Origin of the sequence: Sphaerimonospora sp. CA-214678 (assembly GCF_050942215.1) — a bacterium.
GTDB lineage: Bacteria > Actinomycetota > Actinomycetes > Streptosporangiales > Streptosporangiaceae > Sphaerimonospora.
Map to the genome: position 1 here is coordinate 4,139,223 of NZ_CP192056.1, position 15,864 is coordinate 4,155,086.

At 67.7% G+C, this 15,864-nt stretch carries 17 protein-coding genes; 3 read left to right on the forward strand and 14 right to left on the reverse strand.

Annotation, left to right across the window (positions count from 1 at the left end):
- Positions 1-10: 10 nt before the first annotated feature.
- The 5 genes from ACQP1K_RS18565 to ACQP1K_RS18585 all read right to left on the reverse strand — a co-directional run bounded on the left by ACQP1K_RS18565 (position 11) and on the right by ACQP1K_RS18585 (position 4,768).
- Positions 11-1,189 carry a hypothetical protein gene (locus tag ACQP1K_RS18565; RefSeq protein ID WP_433496973.1) on the reverse strand — a complete coding sequence of 393 codons (1,179 nt, stop codon included), beginning with the start codon at positions 1,187-1,189 and terminating at the stop codon, positions 11-13.
- Complete coding sequence (locus tag ACQP1K_RS18570; RefSeq protein ID WP_433496974.1) at positions 1,186-1,434, reverse strand: hypothetical protein; 249 nt, start codon at positions 1,432-1,434, stop codon at positions 1,186-1,188. The genes ACQP1K_RS18565 and ACQP1K_RS18570 overlap by 4 nt, the downstream gene beginning before the upstream one ends.
- Positions 1,434-2,084 carry a VOC family protein gene (locus ACQP1K_RS18575; RefSeq protein WP_433496961.1) on the reverse strand — a complete coding sequence of 217 codons (651 nt, stop codon included), beginning with the start codon at positions 2,082-2,084 and terminating at the stop codon, positions 1,434-1,436. Before ACQP1K_RS18575 ends, ACQP1K_RS18570 begins: the two co-directional genes overlap by 1 nt.
- Positions 2,081-2,872 (reverse strand): maleate cis-trans isomerase family protein, encoded by a 792-nt coding sequence (locus ACQP1K_RS18580; protein ID WP_433496975.1) that lies wholly within the window; start codon positions 2,870-2,872, stop codon positions 2,081-2,083. Before ACQP1K_RS18580 ends, ACQP1K_RS18575 begins: the two co-directional genes overlap by 4 nt.
- A 240-nt stretch (positions 2,873-3,112) precedes the next feature.
- Positions 3,113-4,768, reverse strand: a complete 1,656-nt coding sequence (locus ACQP1K_RS18585) for an AMP-binding protein (RefSeq protein ID WP_433496976.1) — start codon at positions 4,766-4,768, stop codon at positions 3,113-3,115.
- A gap of 164 nt (positions 4,769-4,932) precedes the next feature.
- Between ACQP1K_RS18585 and ACQP1K_RS18590 the strand changes: the two genes are divergently transcribed.
- Positions 4,933-5,346: a hypothetical protein gene (locus ACQP1K_RS18590; RefSeq protein ID WP_433501580.1), complete on the forward strand. Its 414-nt coding sequence runs from the start codon at positions 4,933-4,935 to the stop codon at positions 5,344-5,346.
- Here the strand turns inward: ACQP1K_RS18590 and ACQP1K_RS18595 are convergent.
- The 9 genes from ACQP1K_RS18595 to ACQP1K_RS18635 all read right to left on the reverse strand — a co-directional run bounded on the left by ACQP1K_RS18595 (position 5,321) and on the right by ACQP1K_RS18635 (position 14,688).
- Complete coding sequence (locus tag ACQP1K_RS18595) at positions 5,321-6,172, reverse strand: mycofactocin-coupled SDR family oxidoreductase (RefSeq protein ID WP_433496977.1); 852 nt, start codon at positions 6,170-6,172, stop codon at positions 5,321-5,323. The two genes, ACQP1K_RS18590 and ACQP1K_RS18595, sit on opposite strands and share 26 nt — an antisense overlap.
- A gap of 58 nt (positions 6,173-6,230) precedes the next feature.
- The gene (locus ACQP1K_RS18600; protein WP_433496978.1) at positions 6,231-6,668 is read right to left on the reverse strand and encodes a nuclear transport factor 2 family protein; all 438 of its coding nucleotides are present in this window, start codon (positions 6,666-6,668) and stop codon (positions 6,231-6,233) included.
- 37 nt (positions 6,669-6,705) lie between these two features.
- Entirely contained in the window at positions 6,706-8,256 is a 1,551-nt protein-coding gene (locus ACQP1K_RS18605) for a sugar ABC transporter ATP-binding protein (RefSeq protein ID WP_433496979.1), read from the reverse strand.
- Positions 8,253-9,314 carry an ABC transporter permease gene (locus ACQP1K_RS18610; protein WP_433496980.1) on the reverse strand — a complete coding sequence of 354 codons (1,062 nt, stop codon included), beginning with the start codon at positions 9,312-9,314 and terminating at the stop codon, positions 8,253-8,255. Before ACQP1K_RS18610 ends, ACQP1K_RS18605 begins: the two co-directional genes overlap by 4 nt.
- Entirely contained in the window at positions 9,311-10,444 is a 1,134-nt protein-coding gene (locus ACQP1K_RS18615) for a sugar ABC transporter substrate-binding protein (RefSeq protein WP_433496981.1), read from the reverse strand. The genes ACQP1K_RS18610 and ACQP1K_RS18615 overlap by 4 nt, the downstream gene beginning before the upstream one ends.
- Positions 10,445-10,714: 270 nt before the next feature.
- The gene (locus tag ACQP1K_RS18620) at positions 10,715-11,467 is read right to left on the reverse strand and encodes an SDR family NAD(P)-dependent oxidoreductase (RefSeq protein WP_433496982.1); all 753 of its coding nucleotides are present in this window, start codon (positions 11,465-11,467) and stop codon (positions 10,715-10,717) included.
- Positions 11,468-11,780: 313 nt separating this feature from the next.
- A complete protein-coding gene (locus tag ACQP1K_RS18625; RefSeq protein ID WP_433496983.1) occupies positions 11,781-13,118 on the reverse strand; it encodes an amidohydrolase family protein in 1,338 nt (445 codons plus the stop codon).
- Positions 13,115-14,095, reverse strand: coding sequence for an MBL fold metallo-hydrolase (locus ACQP1K_RS18630; RefSeq protein WP_433496984.1), 981 nt, complete (start codon positions 14,093-14,095; stop codon positions 13,115-13,117). Before ACQP1K_RS18630 ends, ACQP1K_RS18625 begins: the two co-directional genes overlap by 4 nt.
- Before the next feature lie 92 nt (positions 14,096-14,187).
- Complete coding sequence (locus ACQP1K_RS18635) at positions 14,188-14,688, reverse strand: AMP-binding protein (protein WP_433496985.1); 501 nt, start codon at positions 14,686-14,688, stop codon at positions 14,188-14,190.
- Positions 14,689-15,014: 326 nt separating this feature from the next.
- On the opposite strand from ACQP1K_RS18635, the gene ACQP1K_RS18640 reads away from it, so the two are divergent.
- Positions 15,015-15,209, forward strand: coding sequence for a hypothetical protein (locus ACQP1K_RS18640; RefSeq protein WP_433496986.1), 195 nt, complete (start codon positions 15,015-15,017; stop codon positions 15,207-15,209).
- Between the two features lie 70 nt (positions 15,210-15,279).
- The gene (locus ACQP1K_RS18645; protein WP_433496987.1) at positions 15,280-15,750 is read left to right on the forward strand and encodes a nuclear transport factor 2 family protein; all 471 of its coding nucleotides are present in this window, start codon (positions 15,280-15,282) and stop codon (positions 15,748-15,750) included.
- Positions 15,751-15,864: the final 114 nt, after the last annotated feature.

Sequence of the window (15,864 nt, forward strand, 5' to 3'; positions counted from 1 at the left end):
TTCCTCCTGCTCAGTCGGCGACGGGGAAGCGCTCACGCAACCATCGACCGATATGCTGCGCGGACAGCTCCGACCCGGTCGGCCCGCCGGGGGTCAACGGTCCGCCGAAGTGGGTCCCGGGGACTCGGACGTGCTTCTTGTCGGTGGCGGGCAGGGCGCCGTACATCTCTCGTGCGTCCGCGGGGAAGCATGCCTGGTCGCCGGTCAGCTCCACGAGGAGCGAGGGCGCCGTGACGCTCGCGGCGTTCCTGACGAAGTCGGCACGAGTCGTCGTGGCCGACCACGTCGACATCCAGGCCGCAGGCGTCGTGATACGGCCGAAGCCCGCGAATCCGAAGTTGCCGAGGTCGGGCCTCCTGCCGAATAGCGAGCCGTACGGCCGCCGGTTGGGGTCGAGCGACAGGTCGACCGAGCGCAGGTCGGCGTCGGTACGGAAGATGGTCATGATGGTGGGCCTGAGCGCACGACGCCGCGCCTCAACACCGTCGGAGGCACGATGCCGTTCGGTGTCGGCGATCGCCGAGGCGGCGAGCTCGTCGATGCGCCGCACCCGCGCGGCCTGTGCAGCCCGGTATCTCGCGACGAACTCGGGGGCGTACCTCGTCGGCTCGGGCGCCGGACGAAAGCCGTTCGCCGGATCGAAGGGATCTAGCGACGGCTCGGTCGACCACGGGTCGGACTCGTCCGTCACCGACGGGTCGATGACACGCTGGAGGAGTGCGCCCTGGCCGGGGTGGGGCGCGAGGAACACTGCGCCGTCCAAAAGCGGCATCCGCGCTCCGGCGAGGTCGACCAGGGTCCCGTCCGGCGCATCACTCAGCCGCTCCTCGGCCCGCAGCGCCGCCTGTTCCTGGTAGAAGGCGAAGAGGGTGGCGCCGCCCGAGTGCCCGAGGGCCACTCTCGCCTCGAAGTCGCGATCCTCGAGGAACGACTGCCCTGCCGCGACGTCGAGCAGGGCCTGCTCATGCAGAAGCCGCACGTCGTTGTTCGGCGAGCGGGTCGTCTGCGTCCACACGGCGACACCGAGATCGAGGAGCAGCGGGACGAGAGGGTGGTGGGCGACGTCCTCCCGCGGATGCATGATGCTGACCACCGTCCCGGCACCACCTGCCGGCTCGCGCAGCAGACCGGAGATCTTGGCACCGTCCGACGCGGTGAGGCGGACAGCCTCGGTCCACGCCGCCGTCACGGCCGCAGCTCGAGACGGAGCGAGTTCTTGTCCCAGCCGGCGATCCGGAAGCCGGCGAGGCCGGCGACGCAGCTGTACCAGACGGCGTGGCGACACCCCGTCGCACGCCGGTCGATCTCGATCGGGTGCTCGGAGCTCACCTCGAAGTACGGGCCGTTCCTGTCGACCCGGACACGCGGGTCCCGCCCGGCCACCTCGACGACAGGCCGGTTCTCGGGCACGTCCAGCAGATAGAAGACCGCCATCAGATCGCAGAGCTCCCCGGCCTGAGCAGCCCGTCCCAGTCATCGGAATGCTCGAGGATGAGCTCCGCCTTCCGGTTCAGCAGGGCGTCCATCGACGGCGCTCCCCCGCGTACGACGTCCAACAGGGCATCGATCGTGAAGTTCGCGTCGATGTCCTCCTGCGGAGTCACCGGGCGCAGCGCGCGGGTGATCTCAACGATGTAGCCGTTCGGATCGTGCGTGTAGATCGACTCGATGGTCTCGTGCTGGACCCGCATCTCCGTCGACCACCGGCTCTCGTCCAGCCGCCGCTGGTACTCGTTGAGCGCCTCCTCCGACTCAACATGGAGCGCCAGGTGACGAGAACCCAGAAAGAACTCGGGCACGCTGTCGTCGAACTTCGCGTAGACGTCACCCCGTGAGCCGGGCAACGGCTCCAGCCCGAAGTAGTAGAAGAAGGCCAGACGGTCACCCTTGCCGATGTCGAAGAAGAAGTGGATGAAGTCCGGATGCTTGTCCGGCCCCCAGCCGGCCGCACAGATGGAGTGGACGACCGGGAAGCCGAGGACATCCCGGTAGAACGTGACCGTGCCGACCGGATCGAACGTCGGAAACGCCGCGTGGTCCACTCCCCGGACCAGGTGCCGGCCCTCGAGATCGCCGCTCATCATGCTCCTGTTCTGACGACGTCGTGCGCCGTCGCCGTAGTGACGTAGAGGCCGGTGCCGGACGCGAGCAGCGAGCCCGCACCGGCGATCGCCGCCGGAAGGCCCAGAGCACGGAGGATGCTGAACGCTCCGGCCGTCGCCGCACTGAGGACCGGCAGCCCGAGCTCTTCCTCGGCCTGCGCCACCAGTGGCAGCGACGGCATCTGCACGCACGCCGAGATCACGAGAGCGTCCACCCCCGTGAGATCGAGCTCACGAGCGGCCGCCATCACACGGGCACCCTCGATGCAGCCCACCGCATCGTTGTCCTCGACCTCCAGCGCCCGGTAATCCGCGACCGACACACCCTCATGCTCGATGTAGTCGACGACCTTCCGTGCAAGCGGCGCCATGTACGGCATCACGAGCGCCACGCGACGAGCGGACAGCGCTTCGAACGCCTCGAGCAGCGCCCCCGCGCTGGACCGAACCCGGGCGGAGGACTGCCCGGCCGCCAGCTGCTCGGCCACCAGCGTCTCCACACGGCGATGCTCCCCATGATCACCAGCCATCAAGGCGACCAGGCAGGCATACAAGATGACGTCCGGTCCCGCATCGGCGATCTCCACGACGCAGCGCTCGCGCTGCACGTTCATCGCCGCCAGACCTGCGGGGGTCACGGCCGTCATGCGCATACGGGACGAGTGGAAGCTCACGTCGAGGCCCTCTTGGCGTCGCAGCAGGGCCGGGAGCTCGGTCTCCACCGTCACGTTGGAGCTCGGGACGATCAGTCCCACACGTCGAACTGTCATGGATCTCCTCGATGTCCTCGTAAATGGTCTACTCTTGCTCATCGCTCTTGTCAAACTATCAACGCTTAAGTCAATACAGAGAACCGGACTCTCCTGCACCACGGGCGACGACTCCCTGGGCCGACGTCGACGACACGCCCGACCGAGAGGCAAGGAAGGGTCAGGGGACGACGGGGCGAGGGACTGTGGCGCCTCCCGTGGCGAGAGCGGCAGACCGCGACACCGCGATCGCCGGCGCGATCAGCGACCGACGCGAGCGGCGATGTCGTCGCGAAGTGCCTTCTTGTCGAGTTTGCCGACCTGGGTCCTGGGCAGCGAGCCGATGATCTCGACCCGCTCCGGCCACTTGTACTTGGCCACGCCGAGCCCATCGAGGTGCACCTGGAGCTCGGGCACACCGAGGTCCGGGTCGGTGCTCACCAGGTAGGCACACACACGTTCGCCGAGGTGCTCGTCAGGCATCGCGACGACGGCTGCCTCCTCGATGCTCGTATGCCGGCAGAGCAGCTGCTCCAGCTCCTCCGCGTTGACTTTCTCGCCACCGCGGTTGATGAGGTCCTTGATGCGGCCCTCGATCGAGAGGTATCGCAGACCGTCGTGCACCTCGACCCTCGCGAGGTCGCCCGTCCGGTAGAAGCCGTCGGCGGTGAACGCCCGCTGGTTGTGCTCCGGCGCCGCGAAGTAGCCGGGAACGGTGTACCAGCCGCGGCACGCCAACTCACCGATCTCTCCGTCAGGAAGCTCTTCCTCCCCGCCCGGCTCGAGGATGCGGACCTCGTCGTCGGTCGTCATCGGGGGCCCGACCGTCGCACTGCGCAACTCCCGCGGAGCGTCGAAGGGAGTCAGCGTGAACATGCCCTCCCCCATGCCGAAGGTCTGTGCGACCCGGGCGCCGAAGCTCTCGACGCGCGCGAAGACCTCATCGGGCACCTTGGCGCCGGACAGGACCACGGTACGGAGGTGCTCACCCGCCTCGGCGTACTCCTCCGCCATGATCCAGCTGAACATTCCGTGCCCGAAGATCGTGTCATCCACGCGGTGGTCACGCATCATCCGCAAGGCGGCCGTGCGCTCCGTCGGCGGAAGCACGATGCAGCCACCGACCGAGTGCGTGGCGTGCAGGCCGCACGTGATCCCCGCGTTGTGGATGAACGGCGCCGCGTGGCACGTCACGCTGCGCTCACTCCGCCCGAGGGCGCGCGCCCAGGCCAGACCGTTGTTCCAGTACTCCCCATGGAGCCGAGGGATCACCTTCGGCGCACCTGTCGTACCACCGGAGAGCTGGTAGACCGCCACGTCCTCGGGCCCGATGTCGGCTTGGGCCGCGTCCACCGCCCGACGCGCCTCGCCGGGCTCGATGTCGACGCCGAGGTCCTCGATGGCCTCGGCGTCGACCTCGCGCCGGCTCCCCACCGTGAACAGGAGGCTCAACGTCGGACTCTCGACCGCCCGCTCCCGCGCGAAGGCGACCATGTCAAAGCGCTCCGGCCGCGCGTCGTCGACGATGTGACCGACAGCGCCGACGATGCCGGCGATATGCCCGACCTCATGAGCGCGATGGCCGGCAAGCGTTGCCACCGGGATGGCGCCCGCCTTGAGCACGGCGTACCAGGCCACTACTCCTTGGACGCCGTTGTCGACTTGCATGAGGACCGGCTGGCCCGGTCGCAGGCCGCGCCCGAGGAAGGCCGCCGCGACCTGGTCGGTCCTGAGGTCGAGCTCTTCGTAGCTCATGCTTCCGTCGCGGCCGATGACAGCCTTCCGGGCTCCGTGTGCGAGCGCAACCGCTCGGAACCGAGCCGCCAGCGGCTCAGTGCTCCAAACACCGGCGGACAGATATCGGGCCACTCGGTCGGGAGAGTACGGGACGACGCGGGAATCCTTCTGACCACGCATACGCAGCTTCCTCAACTAGGACAAACCGGTGCGCCGATTACTGAAGGCCCACGATCGTTGCTCTTGAACCCTGGCCTTCCACCGGACGGCGAGCACTGTCACAATAGCTCATCTCGACTCACTCGTCGATATTTCGTCACATCTGTCGAAGAACGGGTCTATGGCTGGCCTGGTCGAGGCGACGCAGCGCGCCAGCCGAGGCCGCCGATCGCATACTCGTGGCGGACCTGCGTCGGGCTTCGGCCCGCTATCCCGACGATCCTCGCGTGCCGGATCTCCCTGCTCGCACACTCGCCGAGCAACGCGCGCTCAGCCTAGTTCTGGGCGGACGGCGTCAGGCTCGCCGCACCGAGGACAGGAAGACGATCCGGCACCCGGACGTCGGTGAGATCGCCATCGACTGCGACGTCGTGACCGACGGCGACAGCGACTTGCAGATCGTCGCCTACGTCGCCGCACCGGGCAGCGAGGATGAGCAGAAGCTCAGGCGGGTCACGAACCCCATGCCCGGCGCCGCCTCCTGTGGTCCGACGGTGAGGCGCGGTGACTCCGTCAGTGAGGTCCGTGCGAGATCTTGAACGGGGCCAGCGCGCCGGCATCCACGGTGACGGTCGATCCAGTCACGAATCGTGCTTCGTCCGAGGCCAGCCACAGCACGGCCTGGCTGACGTCGACCGGCTCCACCCACGGGACGTTGAGGATGTGCATGGCCGACATTGCTCGGACCACCTCGTCCTCGGTGGCGTTCGGATCGCCCGACCATGCCGCCCTGATCACCGGGTTCTGGATCATCGGGGTGTTGACGTTCGACGACGCCACCGCGTTCACCCGGATGTCGAACGGCCCCAGATCGATGGCACAGGCCTTCATGAGGCCCGAGACACCATGCTTCGCCGCCACGTAGTGGGCCATCCCCGGCACGCCCACCAGCCCGGAGGTGGAGGAGATCATCACGATCGAGCCGCCGCGACCGGAGTCGATCATGACCGGTGCGACGGCCCGGACAGTACGCCAGGTGCTCGTCAGAAAGCGGTCGATCGTCTCGGTGAAGGTCTGCTCGCTCATCTCATAGGAGACGGCCGGCGAGCCGGCCCCGGCATTGGCGACCACCACGTCGATGTGGCCGAACCGCCTGACGCCCTCGGCGGCGACCTCGGTGAGTCTGGCGAGATCGCGCACATCGGCCTTCTCGAAGAGGATGCGCCTGCCGAGCGCCTCGACGGCAGCGACCGTCTCATCCCGATCCGCCGCCGTCGCCATGGGATAGGCCAGACCCGCGATGTCCTCCAGCACGTCCAGGGCGACGATGTCGGCACCCTCCTCGGCCAGTCGGATCGCGTGTGCCCGTCCCTGGCCACGCCCCGCTCCCGTGACGAACGCGACCTTCCCGTCCAGTCGTCCCATCCCATTCCCTCCCGTCCGGCCGGGCCTCCGCCCGCACGTCCTGCGTCGCATCCTGAGATCAGGCGGGATCGACAGTGCTGTCGAAGATCGCCTGGTTGCCGGTCTGCCAATGCGGGTGCTGGCGGACCGAGGTGATCCTCCACGCTCCCCGGCGCGCCAGCGTGTACTCGTAGTAGCCGACCTGCTGTTGGAACTCGCCGCCCGGGGCACCCCGCCGGTAGTGCGTCGCGTTCAACGTCGACCACACCACCGCGGCATCGCCGTCGAGCTCGACCTGATGATTGGCGCTGATGTGCTGCGTGGCCGTGTAGGTCCCGAAGGCCTGCGAGAGGATCCCGACGATCGCGTGCCGCTCGAGACTGACCCATCCACCCGTTCGGATGGTGTTGAGCCGGACGTCGCCGGCCAGGATCCCCTCGAAGTCGGTCCACGCCAGCCGGTCGAGGCAGAACGCGAAGCGACAGATCGTGTCGATGATCGCCGCGCGGTCCTCCACGGCTTGGAGGCGGGCAAGGAGGTCCGGGATCGACTGCTCAGACAACGGAGGCCGTCCCGAGGCCGTAGCTCGCTTCTGCCAGCGAATCCGCCGTAAAGCCTTGCGAGCGATCGAACTCCGCGACGATCCGACCGTGCGAGAGCACGAGCACGCGATGGGACTGCCCAGCGACCTCCTCGAAGTCGGTGCTGATCAGCAGCACGCCGGTGCCGGCCTCGGCCGATTCCTGCACGAACCGGTACAGCACGGCACGCGAGCCGACGTCCACGCCCGCCGTCGGGTCCTCGAGGACAGCGACCTCCGGCCTGTCGGTCAGCGCCCGCGCGAAGACCAGCTTCTGCTGGTTCCCGCCGCTCAGCTCGGACGCGTCGCGATCGGGATCGTCGCGCGGGACGACCTCGAAGAGCTCCATGACCCGACGGATCGCCGCCGTCTCGGCGCGAGGTCGTCGGAACCCCCACCGCGTCCAGGCGCCGAAGTCACGCCGCATCGGCAGCAGGTTCTCACGCAGGCTCAGTCCGGTGATCATCCCATCGCGCTGCCGATCACCCGGAACGACCATGCACCTACTGCGCGCGAGCCTGTCGGGATGGCCGAGCATCAGCGGCCGGCCACCAAGGGTGGCCGACCCCCCGCTGGGCTTGGCGTTCCCGGTCATCAGCCGGGCGAGCTCGCGCGTCCCACTGCCCACCAGACCACATACCCCCAGAACCTCGCCCGCCCTGATCTCGAAGGAGATCGGGTCGGGCAGTCCAGGCCCGGTCAGCTCACGGACCACCAGGTGCGCGGCCTCGGCACCCGCCTCACGTGAAGTCGGAGAAGTGGGGTGGACCTCGACGGGGTCGGAGCCCACGATGTGACGCACCAGCACCGCGTGCTCGAGCTCGGCCACCGGCGCCGTCACGGCACGGATGCCGTCCTTCAGGACCGTCACGCGATCCACGAGCGAGTCCAGCTCGTCGAGACGGTGGGTGACGTAGATGAAGGCGGTCCCGGAACGGCGCAGCGCCTTCAGGGACGTCGTCAAGCGCCGCATCTCTGGCCCGGGAAGGCTCGCGCTGACCTCGTCGAGCACCACGATCTTCGGGTCCAGTGCCAGAGCTCGGGCGAGCGCACAGAGCACCTGCTCGTCACGCGAGAGCGCGCCGACATGCTCCTCGGGGTGGAACGACGCGCCCACAGCGGCGATCGCGTGTGCGACCGCCCTTGCGGTCGCGCGACCGTCGATGAGCCCGAACCGCCGCTGGAAGCCGATGTGCAGGGCGATGTTGTCGGCAACACTCAGATCCTCGACCAAGCCGAGGTCCTGGTGCACGAAGGCGATCCCGGCCTGCTGGACCGCGGCCGGACCATGGTCGGCGTCGATCTCCTCCCCATGGACGAAGATGCGCCCCGCGTCCTGGTGGTAGACCCCGGCCAGGATCTTGATCAGCGTGGACTTGCCGGCCCCGTTGGCGCCGAGCAGGCCGTGGATCTCGCCGGGCATCACATCGAACGACACTCCCCGCAGCACGGCACTGGAACCGAAGCTCTTCGTGAGGTTTTCGAAGCGCAGGGCCGGTGAGGTGCTCTCGGATCGGGCCATCATGCGGCGCTCCGACGCTTGCGTGCGATGACCGCGACGATCACGGCGATCAGGAGTGCGCCACCGTTGAACAGATCCTGGACGTAGACCGCTGCCCCCTTCTGCTGAAGCCCGATGATGCCGACGCCGATGACGTAGACCGCGATGACCGTGCCCGCGACGTTGTAGCGACCCGGTCGGATGCACGTCGCACCCAGGAACGCTCCCGCGAAGGCGGGGAGCAGGGACCCGAAGCCGACCACGGGCGAGGAACCGCCCAGGCTGGTGACGGAGATGCACCCAGCCACCGCGCACAACGCGCCGGTGATCACCAGGGACTGGCGCACCACCCGATCGGCGGCGATCCCGGAGAGGCGCGCAGCCGAGGGATTGGCGCCGACCGCATAGGCCTTGCGTCCCCACACCGTCAGCTCCAGCATCACGAACAGAGCCACGGCGACGGCGGCCAGGTAGACGAACGGGAGCGGCACTCCGAGGATCTCACCTCGCCCCAGCTGCAGGAACCACTGCGGAGCCCCACCCGTGACGACCTGGTTGGAGGTGATGAACTCGCTGAGCCCGAGGATCACGAGTCCGGTCCCCAGCGTCGTGGTGAACGACGGAAGCTCAAGACGCGTGATCAACTGTCCGTTGATCACCCCGATCAGGATGCCGACGACCAGCACCGCCAGGATCGCGGCCACGGGGTTCCAGCCCTCTCGCAACACGAGCACGGCGCAGAGACTCTGCGCCAGGCCGAACTGAAAGCCGGTCGACAGGTCGTAGTGGCCGGCGATGAGCGGAACCACGACCGCGAGCGCGATCAGACCCACGGTCGACTGCTGCAGAAGGATCGTGCGCAGGTTGTCCGTCGTGGCGAAGACGGTGGGGTTCCACACGCTGAACGCGATCCACAAGGCAGCGAGGACGATCAGCAGTGAGTACCTCGACAGCACGTCCGTCACCCGCAACCGGCGCCGAGGTGTCGGCGTGGCTCCGCGGATCCCGACTGACATCGGGGAGGCAGCCATCTCATGGTCCATGGTGGTCACCGCGTTCTCGATCTCGTGCGCGGTGCTCATCGAGCCCCCCAGAGCTGACGGAGCTTGGACTTGTAGTCGAACTCGGCGCGCCAGCCGACCTTGTCGGCATCGCTGTTCAGCTGATCGACGTTGGCGGGGGTGAACAGCCGCAAAGGCGTCTCCCACTCCTTCTGAACCGGCTCGCCTGCCATCGCCCGCGCCAGGCTGTCGACGGCGACCCATCCGCCCCAGTAGTCGTCCCACAGGAGGTCCGCGGTTTGGGTGCCGTCCTTGAGGTGGCCGATCGACGCCTCGGTCGAGCTGGAGGTGCCCGCCATCTTGACCGTGGACGACTTGCCGGCCTGCCGGATGCCCTGGGCGACGAACTCGCCGACCGCGTCATCGAGCACCCACACGTAGGAGATGTCGGGGTGCTGCTGCAGCTGTGCCGTCACGAGGGGTGCCAGGCTGGTCCCGACGGTCTGGGCCGACACCTCGGCGCGGTATACCTTGCACTCGGCACAGCTGTCCTTCAACGTGCTGGCGATCACGTCGTTGCGGTCCATGATGTCGGGCGTGCCCGGCAGGTCGAGGATCAGCACATGGGCCTTGCTGTCTGATGCCGCCTCGAGCCACTGTGCGATGATCTTCCCGCTCTTCTGCGGGGCCAGGCTGACGTAGCTCGTGACGCCCGCGACGTCGCCCGTCCTCGCAGCCTGCGACATGGCGACGTACGGGATCTTCCTGGCCGCGACCTCCGCCATGGCCTCGCCCATCAGGTTCGGGTTCGCCGAGATGCCGACGATGCCGTCGACCCCGGACTCCGCCGCCTGCTTGACGGCGCGGTTCTGAACCGTGGGGTCGAGCCGGCCGTCGATGAGGTCCACCTTCCAGCCGAGAGTCTCGCCTGCCTCCTTCACCGCGTGGCCCTCTCGCACACAGCCGGCGCCGAAGTTGCCGCAGACGACCACCGCGATGTGCTTGTCCCGGGGCGCGGTGAAGGCCGTCGTCGGTCCGACGTACTGGGTCACGGGCTTCATCGAGTCGAGCGACACGGACTTACCGACGTCCTCGCCCATCGAACTCGCGGAACTCGACGAGCACGCGGCGAGCGAGATCGCTGCCGCCGCCGCCAAGATTCCCAGGAACGTGTCACGGCGACCTCTGCGCCCCACGCTCGCTCGCTTCATGCCTTTTCCTCCACAAGTTGATCATCTACCGAGGGTATTTTCGTGTGCGTTGAACTTTCGACGGGAACGTTCGATGACGGTAGGCCTAATCCAGCGTTGTGTCAACGGTCACACTGCAGGCAGAGTGCGGCTTGCCCGACCCGGGCGCCAGGCAATTCCCTTGTGCAGAATCGACCGCCCGCACGGTCCGGGGTCCGGCCTCTCCGCCAGCCGGCGGACGGGGTGCAGAGTCCCGCTCCGCCCCCCGTCCGCCGGCTCGGCTCGGCTCGGTCAGCGCATCGCCAGCTGAACGCCACCGTCCACCGAGAAGTCGCAGCCGGTGATGTACGACGACATCTCGGAGGCGAGGAACAGAGCCATCTGGGCGACCTCCTCCGGCCGCCCCAAGCGCCGGAGAGGAATGCGGGCGGCGAGCCACTCAAGGCGCTCGGGGGAGTTCTGCGCGTTCATCGGCGTGTCGATCACACCCGGGTGCAGCGAGTTGACCCGGATTCCGTCCGCGGCGAGCTCGGAGGCCGCGGACTGGCTCATCCCGCGCAGGGCAAACTTCGTCCCGGAGTAGGTGATCAGCTCCGGCTCACCTCGCAACGCAGCAGCCGAGGCGACGTTGACGATGCTTCCGCCCCCTGAGCGGCGCATGGGCCGGACGACGGCTCGCATGCCGAGAAGCGGACCCCGCTGGTTGATCCGGACCTGAAGGTCGAAGTCCTCCCAGAGAAATCCCTCGAGTGTTCCCCCTCGCGAGATTCCCGCATTGTTGACCAGGACGTCGATGCGCCCGTAGGCGGACTCGACGTGCTCGACGACGCGGCTCCAGTCACCCTCGTCCGCGACATCGTGATGGACGTACTCGGCGCGCTCACCGAGTCGATCGGCCAATGCCATGCCTTCGGCGTCGCTCACGTCGGTCAGGACGACGGATGCGCCCTCCTCGACGAAGAGCGCGGCCTCTGCTGCGCCCATCCCTCGAGCCGCGCCGGTCACGATGGCGACCTTTCCGTCCAGTCGCCCCGCGCGGGTCATCGCCGGCTCCCCTCGGTGACCGCGACTGTTCGAGAGAACCTGGTGGATGCGCGATGTGTCATGGTGTCGATCCTTTGGTCGGTCGCGCTCCCAGGGAGCGCTGGTGGATGGCCGAACGTGGATCGCACGGCCTTGAACGCACGCTAAGGACCGGCGACAGCAGCGTCAATAGGTTGACTCGATCGTCAAATCAATCGCTACTCGAGTGCAGGGGTACGACGACTCGGGCCACGTCCGCGCACGACAGGGGGACTCCTCGACCCGGCCCACCGCGACGGCGGATCAGCCCCTGCACCGTCGCCTCCTGCATGGATCAGGAGCGATGTACGGTCACGCGCGCCTGAGACTCATATGCGGACTCGAGGATCTCGGCCCAGTCGACGCCGACCAGCTCGCCATGCCGCTTCAGCACATTCCCGGCGACCAGGACCGTGTCGACGTTGCCGGGGTGCGCGGCAAGGACGATGGCACCGACGGGGTCGCTCACCGGAGCGAGATTCGGCGCGGTAGCGTCGATCAGGACGATGTCGGCCTGCTTGCCCGGCGTGAGGGAGCCGGTGACGGCGCCCAGGCCTAGCGCGTCCGCCCCGGCCTGCGTGCCCATGTGGAGGACGTCCGCCGTCGACAGGGTCGGCGGGGACCCGGGCGCGTTCCGGCCCGCGCCGGCCTTCACCCGATACTCGCTCATCGCCAGGCGCACCTGCGTGAACATGTCGCCCGAGCCCATGGTCTCGCTGTCCCCGGAAAGGCTCGGCCGCAGACCGGCGGCCAGCAGGCGATCGGTGGGGATGGGGCCCACGCCCTGGTTCACGATTTCCACCTGGATCCCAATGCTCACCTGGGCGCCGGCTGCGGCGATGTGGGCGAGCTCACGGTCGGAGCAGGTATTGAGGTGGAGAAAGATCATGTCGTCGCCAAGAGCTCCGGCTCGGTGCATCCGCTCCACCGCCCGATGCTCCGGTCCTCGATCGCCGACACCCACGTGCATCGACGTGCGGAGACCGAGCTCTCGCGCGAGCTCCAGATCCAGCCGCCAGGTGGCGTCGTCGGTCTGCTCGGGCCCGCGCGCGGACATGGCGAGGGTGACCAGCCCGGGCGCATCGAAGTGCTCCTTTTGAATCCGCCTGATGTCGTCAGGATGCGGCAGGGAGCTCGCGACGTTCCACGCGACCGGGTCGCTTTGCGGGTGGCCGTGCCCGAACACGGCACGCAGGCCCGACTCCTTGAGGGCTCTGATGCCGGCGTCCGCGTGCGCTGGGGAGTTCTGGATGTGAGCCCAGTCGAACAGCGTCGTCGTGCCGGCGTCTATCGCCCCCAGCGCCCCGAGCAGCGTGCCGACGTACACGTCGTCCGCCGAGTAGCGCGGAGCGATCCCGAACAGGACCTCCTCGAAGTACTCGGCGCCGTGACGGTCCGCGTTGCGGTGACGCAGCGCGCTCTGCCAGGTGTGCCGATGCGCATCGACGAACCCCGGCATCGCGACCATCCGCGTCGCATCGATGACCTCCGCACCCACGGCATCCGTCTCGGCGACCTCACCGACGGCGACGATGACGTCGCCGTCGATGAGGATGTCGCCGTCGATCGTGCCGATCACCGGGTCGACGGACACGATCCGGCAACCCGAGACCAGCTTCTTGCCCGACGTCATATCCCCCTCCTATAGACGGACGGCTTCTCCACGAGGCGGAATCCCTCGCCGTCCTCGACGATGTAGCCGGCGGTGATGCCGGCGAAGTGGGTGCCCATGAACAGCAGGTCCGTGCCCGCCGCCGACTCCAGCACAGCACGACGACTGCGCGCGGAGGCCTCACCGTCCCAGTCCCCCTGTGAGCTCCAGTCCGGCCGAGCGATCTGGATCGGGTGGTGGAAAGCGTCGCCGGTCACGAAGGCGGTGGCCCCCTGGGACTCCAGGCGGATGCTGTGATGGGCGGCCGTGTGCCCCGGGGTGAACTCGTACCGGACCCCCGGCACGACCTCGCCGTTACTCGGAACCAGCTCCAGGTGACCAGCGTCGACGATCGGCTGAAACGACTCCTCCTGAATCAGCCTGGTCTGGTCGGACAGGGCCGCCGTGTCGGGGTGGAACGCCCGCGCGATGAGGTCGACGTCCTCCTCACCCTCAGCGCTCGTCGCGCCGTCGGCTCCGCCCGCGTCGACGATCTGGCTCAGGTGGCGCTCGTACTCATCGCGCACCATCACCAGCCGAGCATTCGGGAAGGTCGGAACCCACTTCCCGGCCTCGTCGCGCATGCTGAACCAGCCGACGTGATCCAGATGGGCGTGGGTGCACAGGATGATGGTGATGTCCTCGCGGCCGTAGCCCGCCTCCGCGAGCCGCTCCAGGAAGGGGGTGTCCAGGTTGCTCCAGATCGGCTGCATCGGATAGCTCTTGCCGTTGCCGCAGCCGGCATCGGTCAGGATCACGTGCTCGCCGTCGTCGATGACGAACGAGTGAAGATCGGCGAGGATCTGGCCCGACTCGTTGAGGTAGTCCGGCGACAGCCAGTCGATCTCCCGTACGACGTCCGAGTTCAGCTCCGGGATGAGCCCATCGAGCAAGCCGACCTGGATCGGGAGCTCGAGGACCTTGGTGATCTTGAAGTTGCCGACCTGCCACGTCTGCATCGCGTTACTCCCTGTCTAGTGAACATCTCGCTTTGGTGATCGGGTGGGTCCTGACGCGCGCGATAGCCACGCGCCGGTGACGCTCTAAACGTCTACGTCAATCTTTCATCGCGACCGTACCCCTTCAGGTGAGGGGTAGAACATAGTCCGCGTAGAGCACAGCGCCGCCACTCGTCGGCGACACGGTCGCGAAGGTCGATCTCGTCCGCGGAGTCCAGCAGGTCCTCCCGGCGCACGATCCGCGAGTCGCCGGAGGCGTCGTCGACCGCTCCGCCGTCGTCCATGACGACCACATGGCGCAGGCGCGGGAGGTGCGGAAGGTGCGGCGCCAAGAGGTGCGGGAGCGAGGAGTCCACGAAGACGGCCTCGTCCTCGGCGTGGTCGATCGAGAAGCGGATGTGCTCGGGGAAGCACCGGATGTTGATCGTGTGCAGGACTCGCCCGGTGCTCGGAACGGCGAAGTACAGCGCCAGGTGACGGGCGGAGTTCCAGCCGAACGTGCCGACGCGCGCATCCTCGGACGGGCCGAGCCGGTCCAGCGCACCGGCCGGCCGTCGCGTCTCGGCGCCCGGCTCTCGATAGGTGGTCCGCACGATCGAGGTCGTGGTCCGCGTGACGATCCGGCTCGCGGGGAAGTAGGAGATCCGCGCTCCCGGATGGATCCGACGGTCAAAGGGAAGTCCTGCATGAGTCCCTGCACGGGGTTCCTCCTGTACCTGCACATCCCGCGAGAATTGCGAGTGGTCGACTGCAACCTCGCCGGCCCGCACGGAATCAGTCTTGTGCCGTCGGTCACATAAAGACAAGAATCAATAACGCGATGCATCCATAAGTCAGGGGTTATGGGCGCCGATGGAGCCCCCGCTGTCGCTCCGGTACGGGCGGCTATCCGATGCCCGCGTGCTGACGCGCCAACGTCGTGGAGGCGGACATCGCCTGCGGACTCCTCGCCACCACAGGCGTGCCCGGCCTCGACCTGCGCGAGCGCATCGTTCTCGCCTGGCGCCCCGACAAGGTTTACTCCAAGCTCCAGCGATGCCTTATGGAGCAGATACGGCGCGAGCTCGAGGACCAGACCGACGAGGCGAGAGACGTCGAGAGCAACGGCAAGTGAGACCGCCGCCGGGATTCCACCGACCAGAACCAACTGTCCGAAACCTGCCGAGAGGACGCAGACTGGCGCCATGAGCATCCAGGGGACACCGAGCACTGAGGCAGTGGAGCGAACGGTCGCGCGCTCCGAGATCACCGCGCTTCTGCAGCGCTACGCCAACATGGCGGTCGAGAAGGCGGACTTCGCCGGTATGGCCCGGCTGTTCACCTCTGATGGGAAGTTCATCCTGCTCGACGGAACGGCAGTGCCGGTGACCGAGATCGAGAGGATCGTCGCCGGCAACGAGGCCACCTGGATCCGCCATCACCTCACGACCATCAACATCGAGTTCACCGGCGATGGAGAGGCGACAGCGGACAGCTACTACATCGCGTTCACCGATCTCGCCCAACCGGACCACTGGGGCCGGTGGCGCGACACCCTGCGCCGTGAAGACGACGGGCAGTGGAAGCTGACCAGCAAGCAGCCCGTGGTCGAGGGCTACCACCCGGAGGGTTGGGTGGCGACCGTTCTCTTCCCCGCGATGCAGGCCCAAGCATAGGCGTCGGTGTTCACGGCTGCTCTGATGGCGGGCACGTACACGACCACGTCCGGATCGAGTTCCTTCAGCATCACGCTGATGTCCCGATCTGCAGGATCGGCGCTGACGAACTCG

What these genes read in the sequence shown, in the direction of transcription:
- ACQP1K_RS18605 (WP_433496979.1), bottom strand. Translation starts at nt 8,256, where the DNA reads ATGATGGCCCGATCCGAGAGCACCTCACCGGCCCTGCGCTTCGAAAAC.
- ACQP1K_RS18585 (WP_433496976.1), bottom strand. Translation starts at nt 4,768, where the DNA reads ATGCGTGGTCAGAAGGATTCCCGCGTCGTCCCGTACTCTCCCGACCGA.
- ACQP1K_RS18645 (WP_433496987.1), top strand. Translation starts at nt 15,280, where the DNA reads ATGAGCATCCAGGGGACACCGAGCACTGAGGCAGTGGAGCGAACGGTC.
- ACQP1K_RS18595 (WP_433496977.1), bottom strand. Translation starts at nt 6,172, where the DNA reads ATGGGACGACTGGACGGGAAGGTCGCGTTCGTCACGGGAGCGGGGCGT.
- ACQP1K_RS18620 (WP_433496982.1), bottom strand. Translation starts at nt 11,467, where the DNA reads ATGACCCGCGCGGGGCGACTGGACGGAAAGGTCGCCATCGTGACCGGC.
- ACQP1K_RS18575 (WP_433496961.1), bottom strand. Translation starts at nt 2,084, where the DNA reads ATGATGAGCGGCGATCTCGAGGGCCGGCACCTGGTCCGGGGAGTGGAC.
- ACQP1K_RS18570 (WP_433496974.1), bottom strand. Translation starts at nt 1,434, where the DNA reads ATGGCGGTCTTCTATCTGCTGGACGTGCCCGAGAACCGGCCTGTCGTC.
- ACQP1K_RS18610 (WP_433496980.1), bottom strand. Translation starts at nt 9,314, where the DNA reads ATGAGCACCGCGCACGAGATCGAGAACGCGGTGACCACCATGGACCAT.
- ACQP1K_RS18630 (WP_433496984.1), bottom strand. Translation starts at nt 14,095, where the DNA reads ATGCAGACGTGGCAGGTCGGCAACTTCAAGATCACCAAGGTCCTCGAG.
- ACQP1K_RS18625 (WP_433496983.1), bottom strand. Translation starts at nt 13,118, where the DNA reads ATGACGTCGGGCAAGAAGCTGGTCTCGGGTTGCCGGATCGTGTCCGTC.
- ACQP1K_RS18615 (WP_433496981.1), bottom strand. Translation starts at nt 10,444, where the DNA reads ATGAAGCGAGCGAGCGTGGGGCGCAGAGGTCGCCGTGACACGTTCCTG.
- ACQP1K_RS18580 (WP_433496975.1), bottom strand. Translation starts at nt 2,872, where the DNA reads ATGACAGTTCGACGTGTGGGACTGATCGTCCCGAGCTCCAACGTGACG.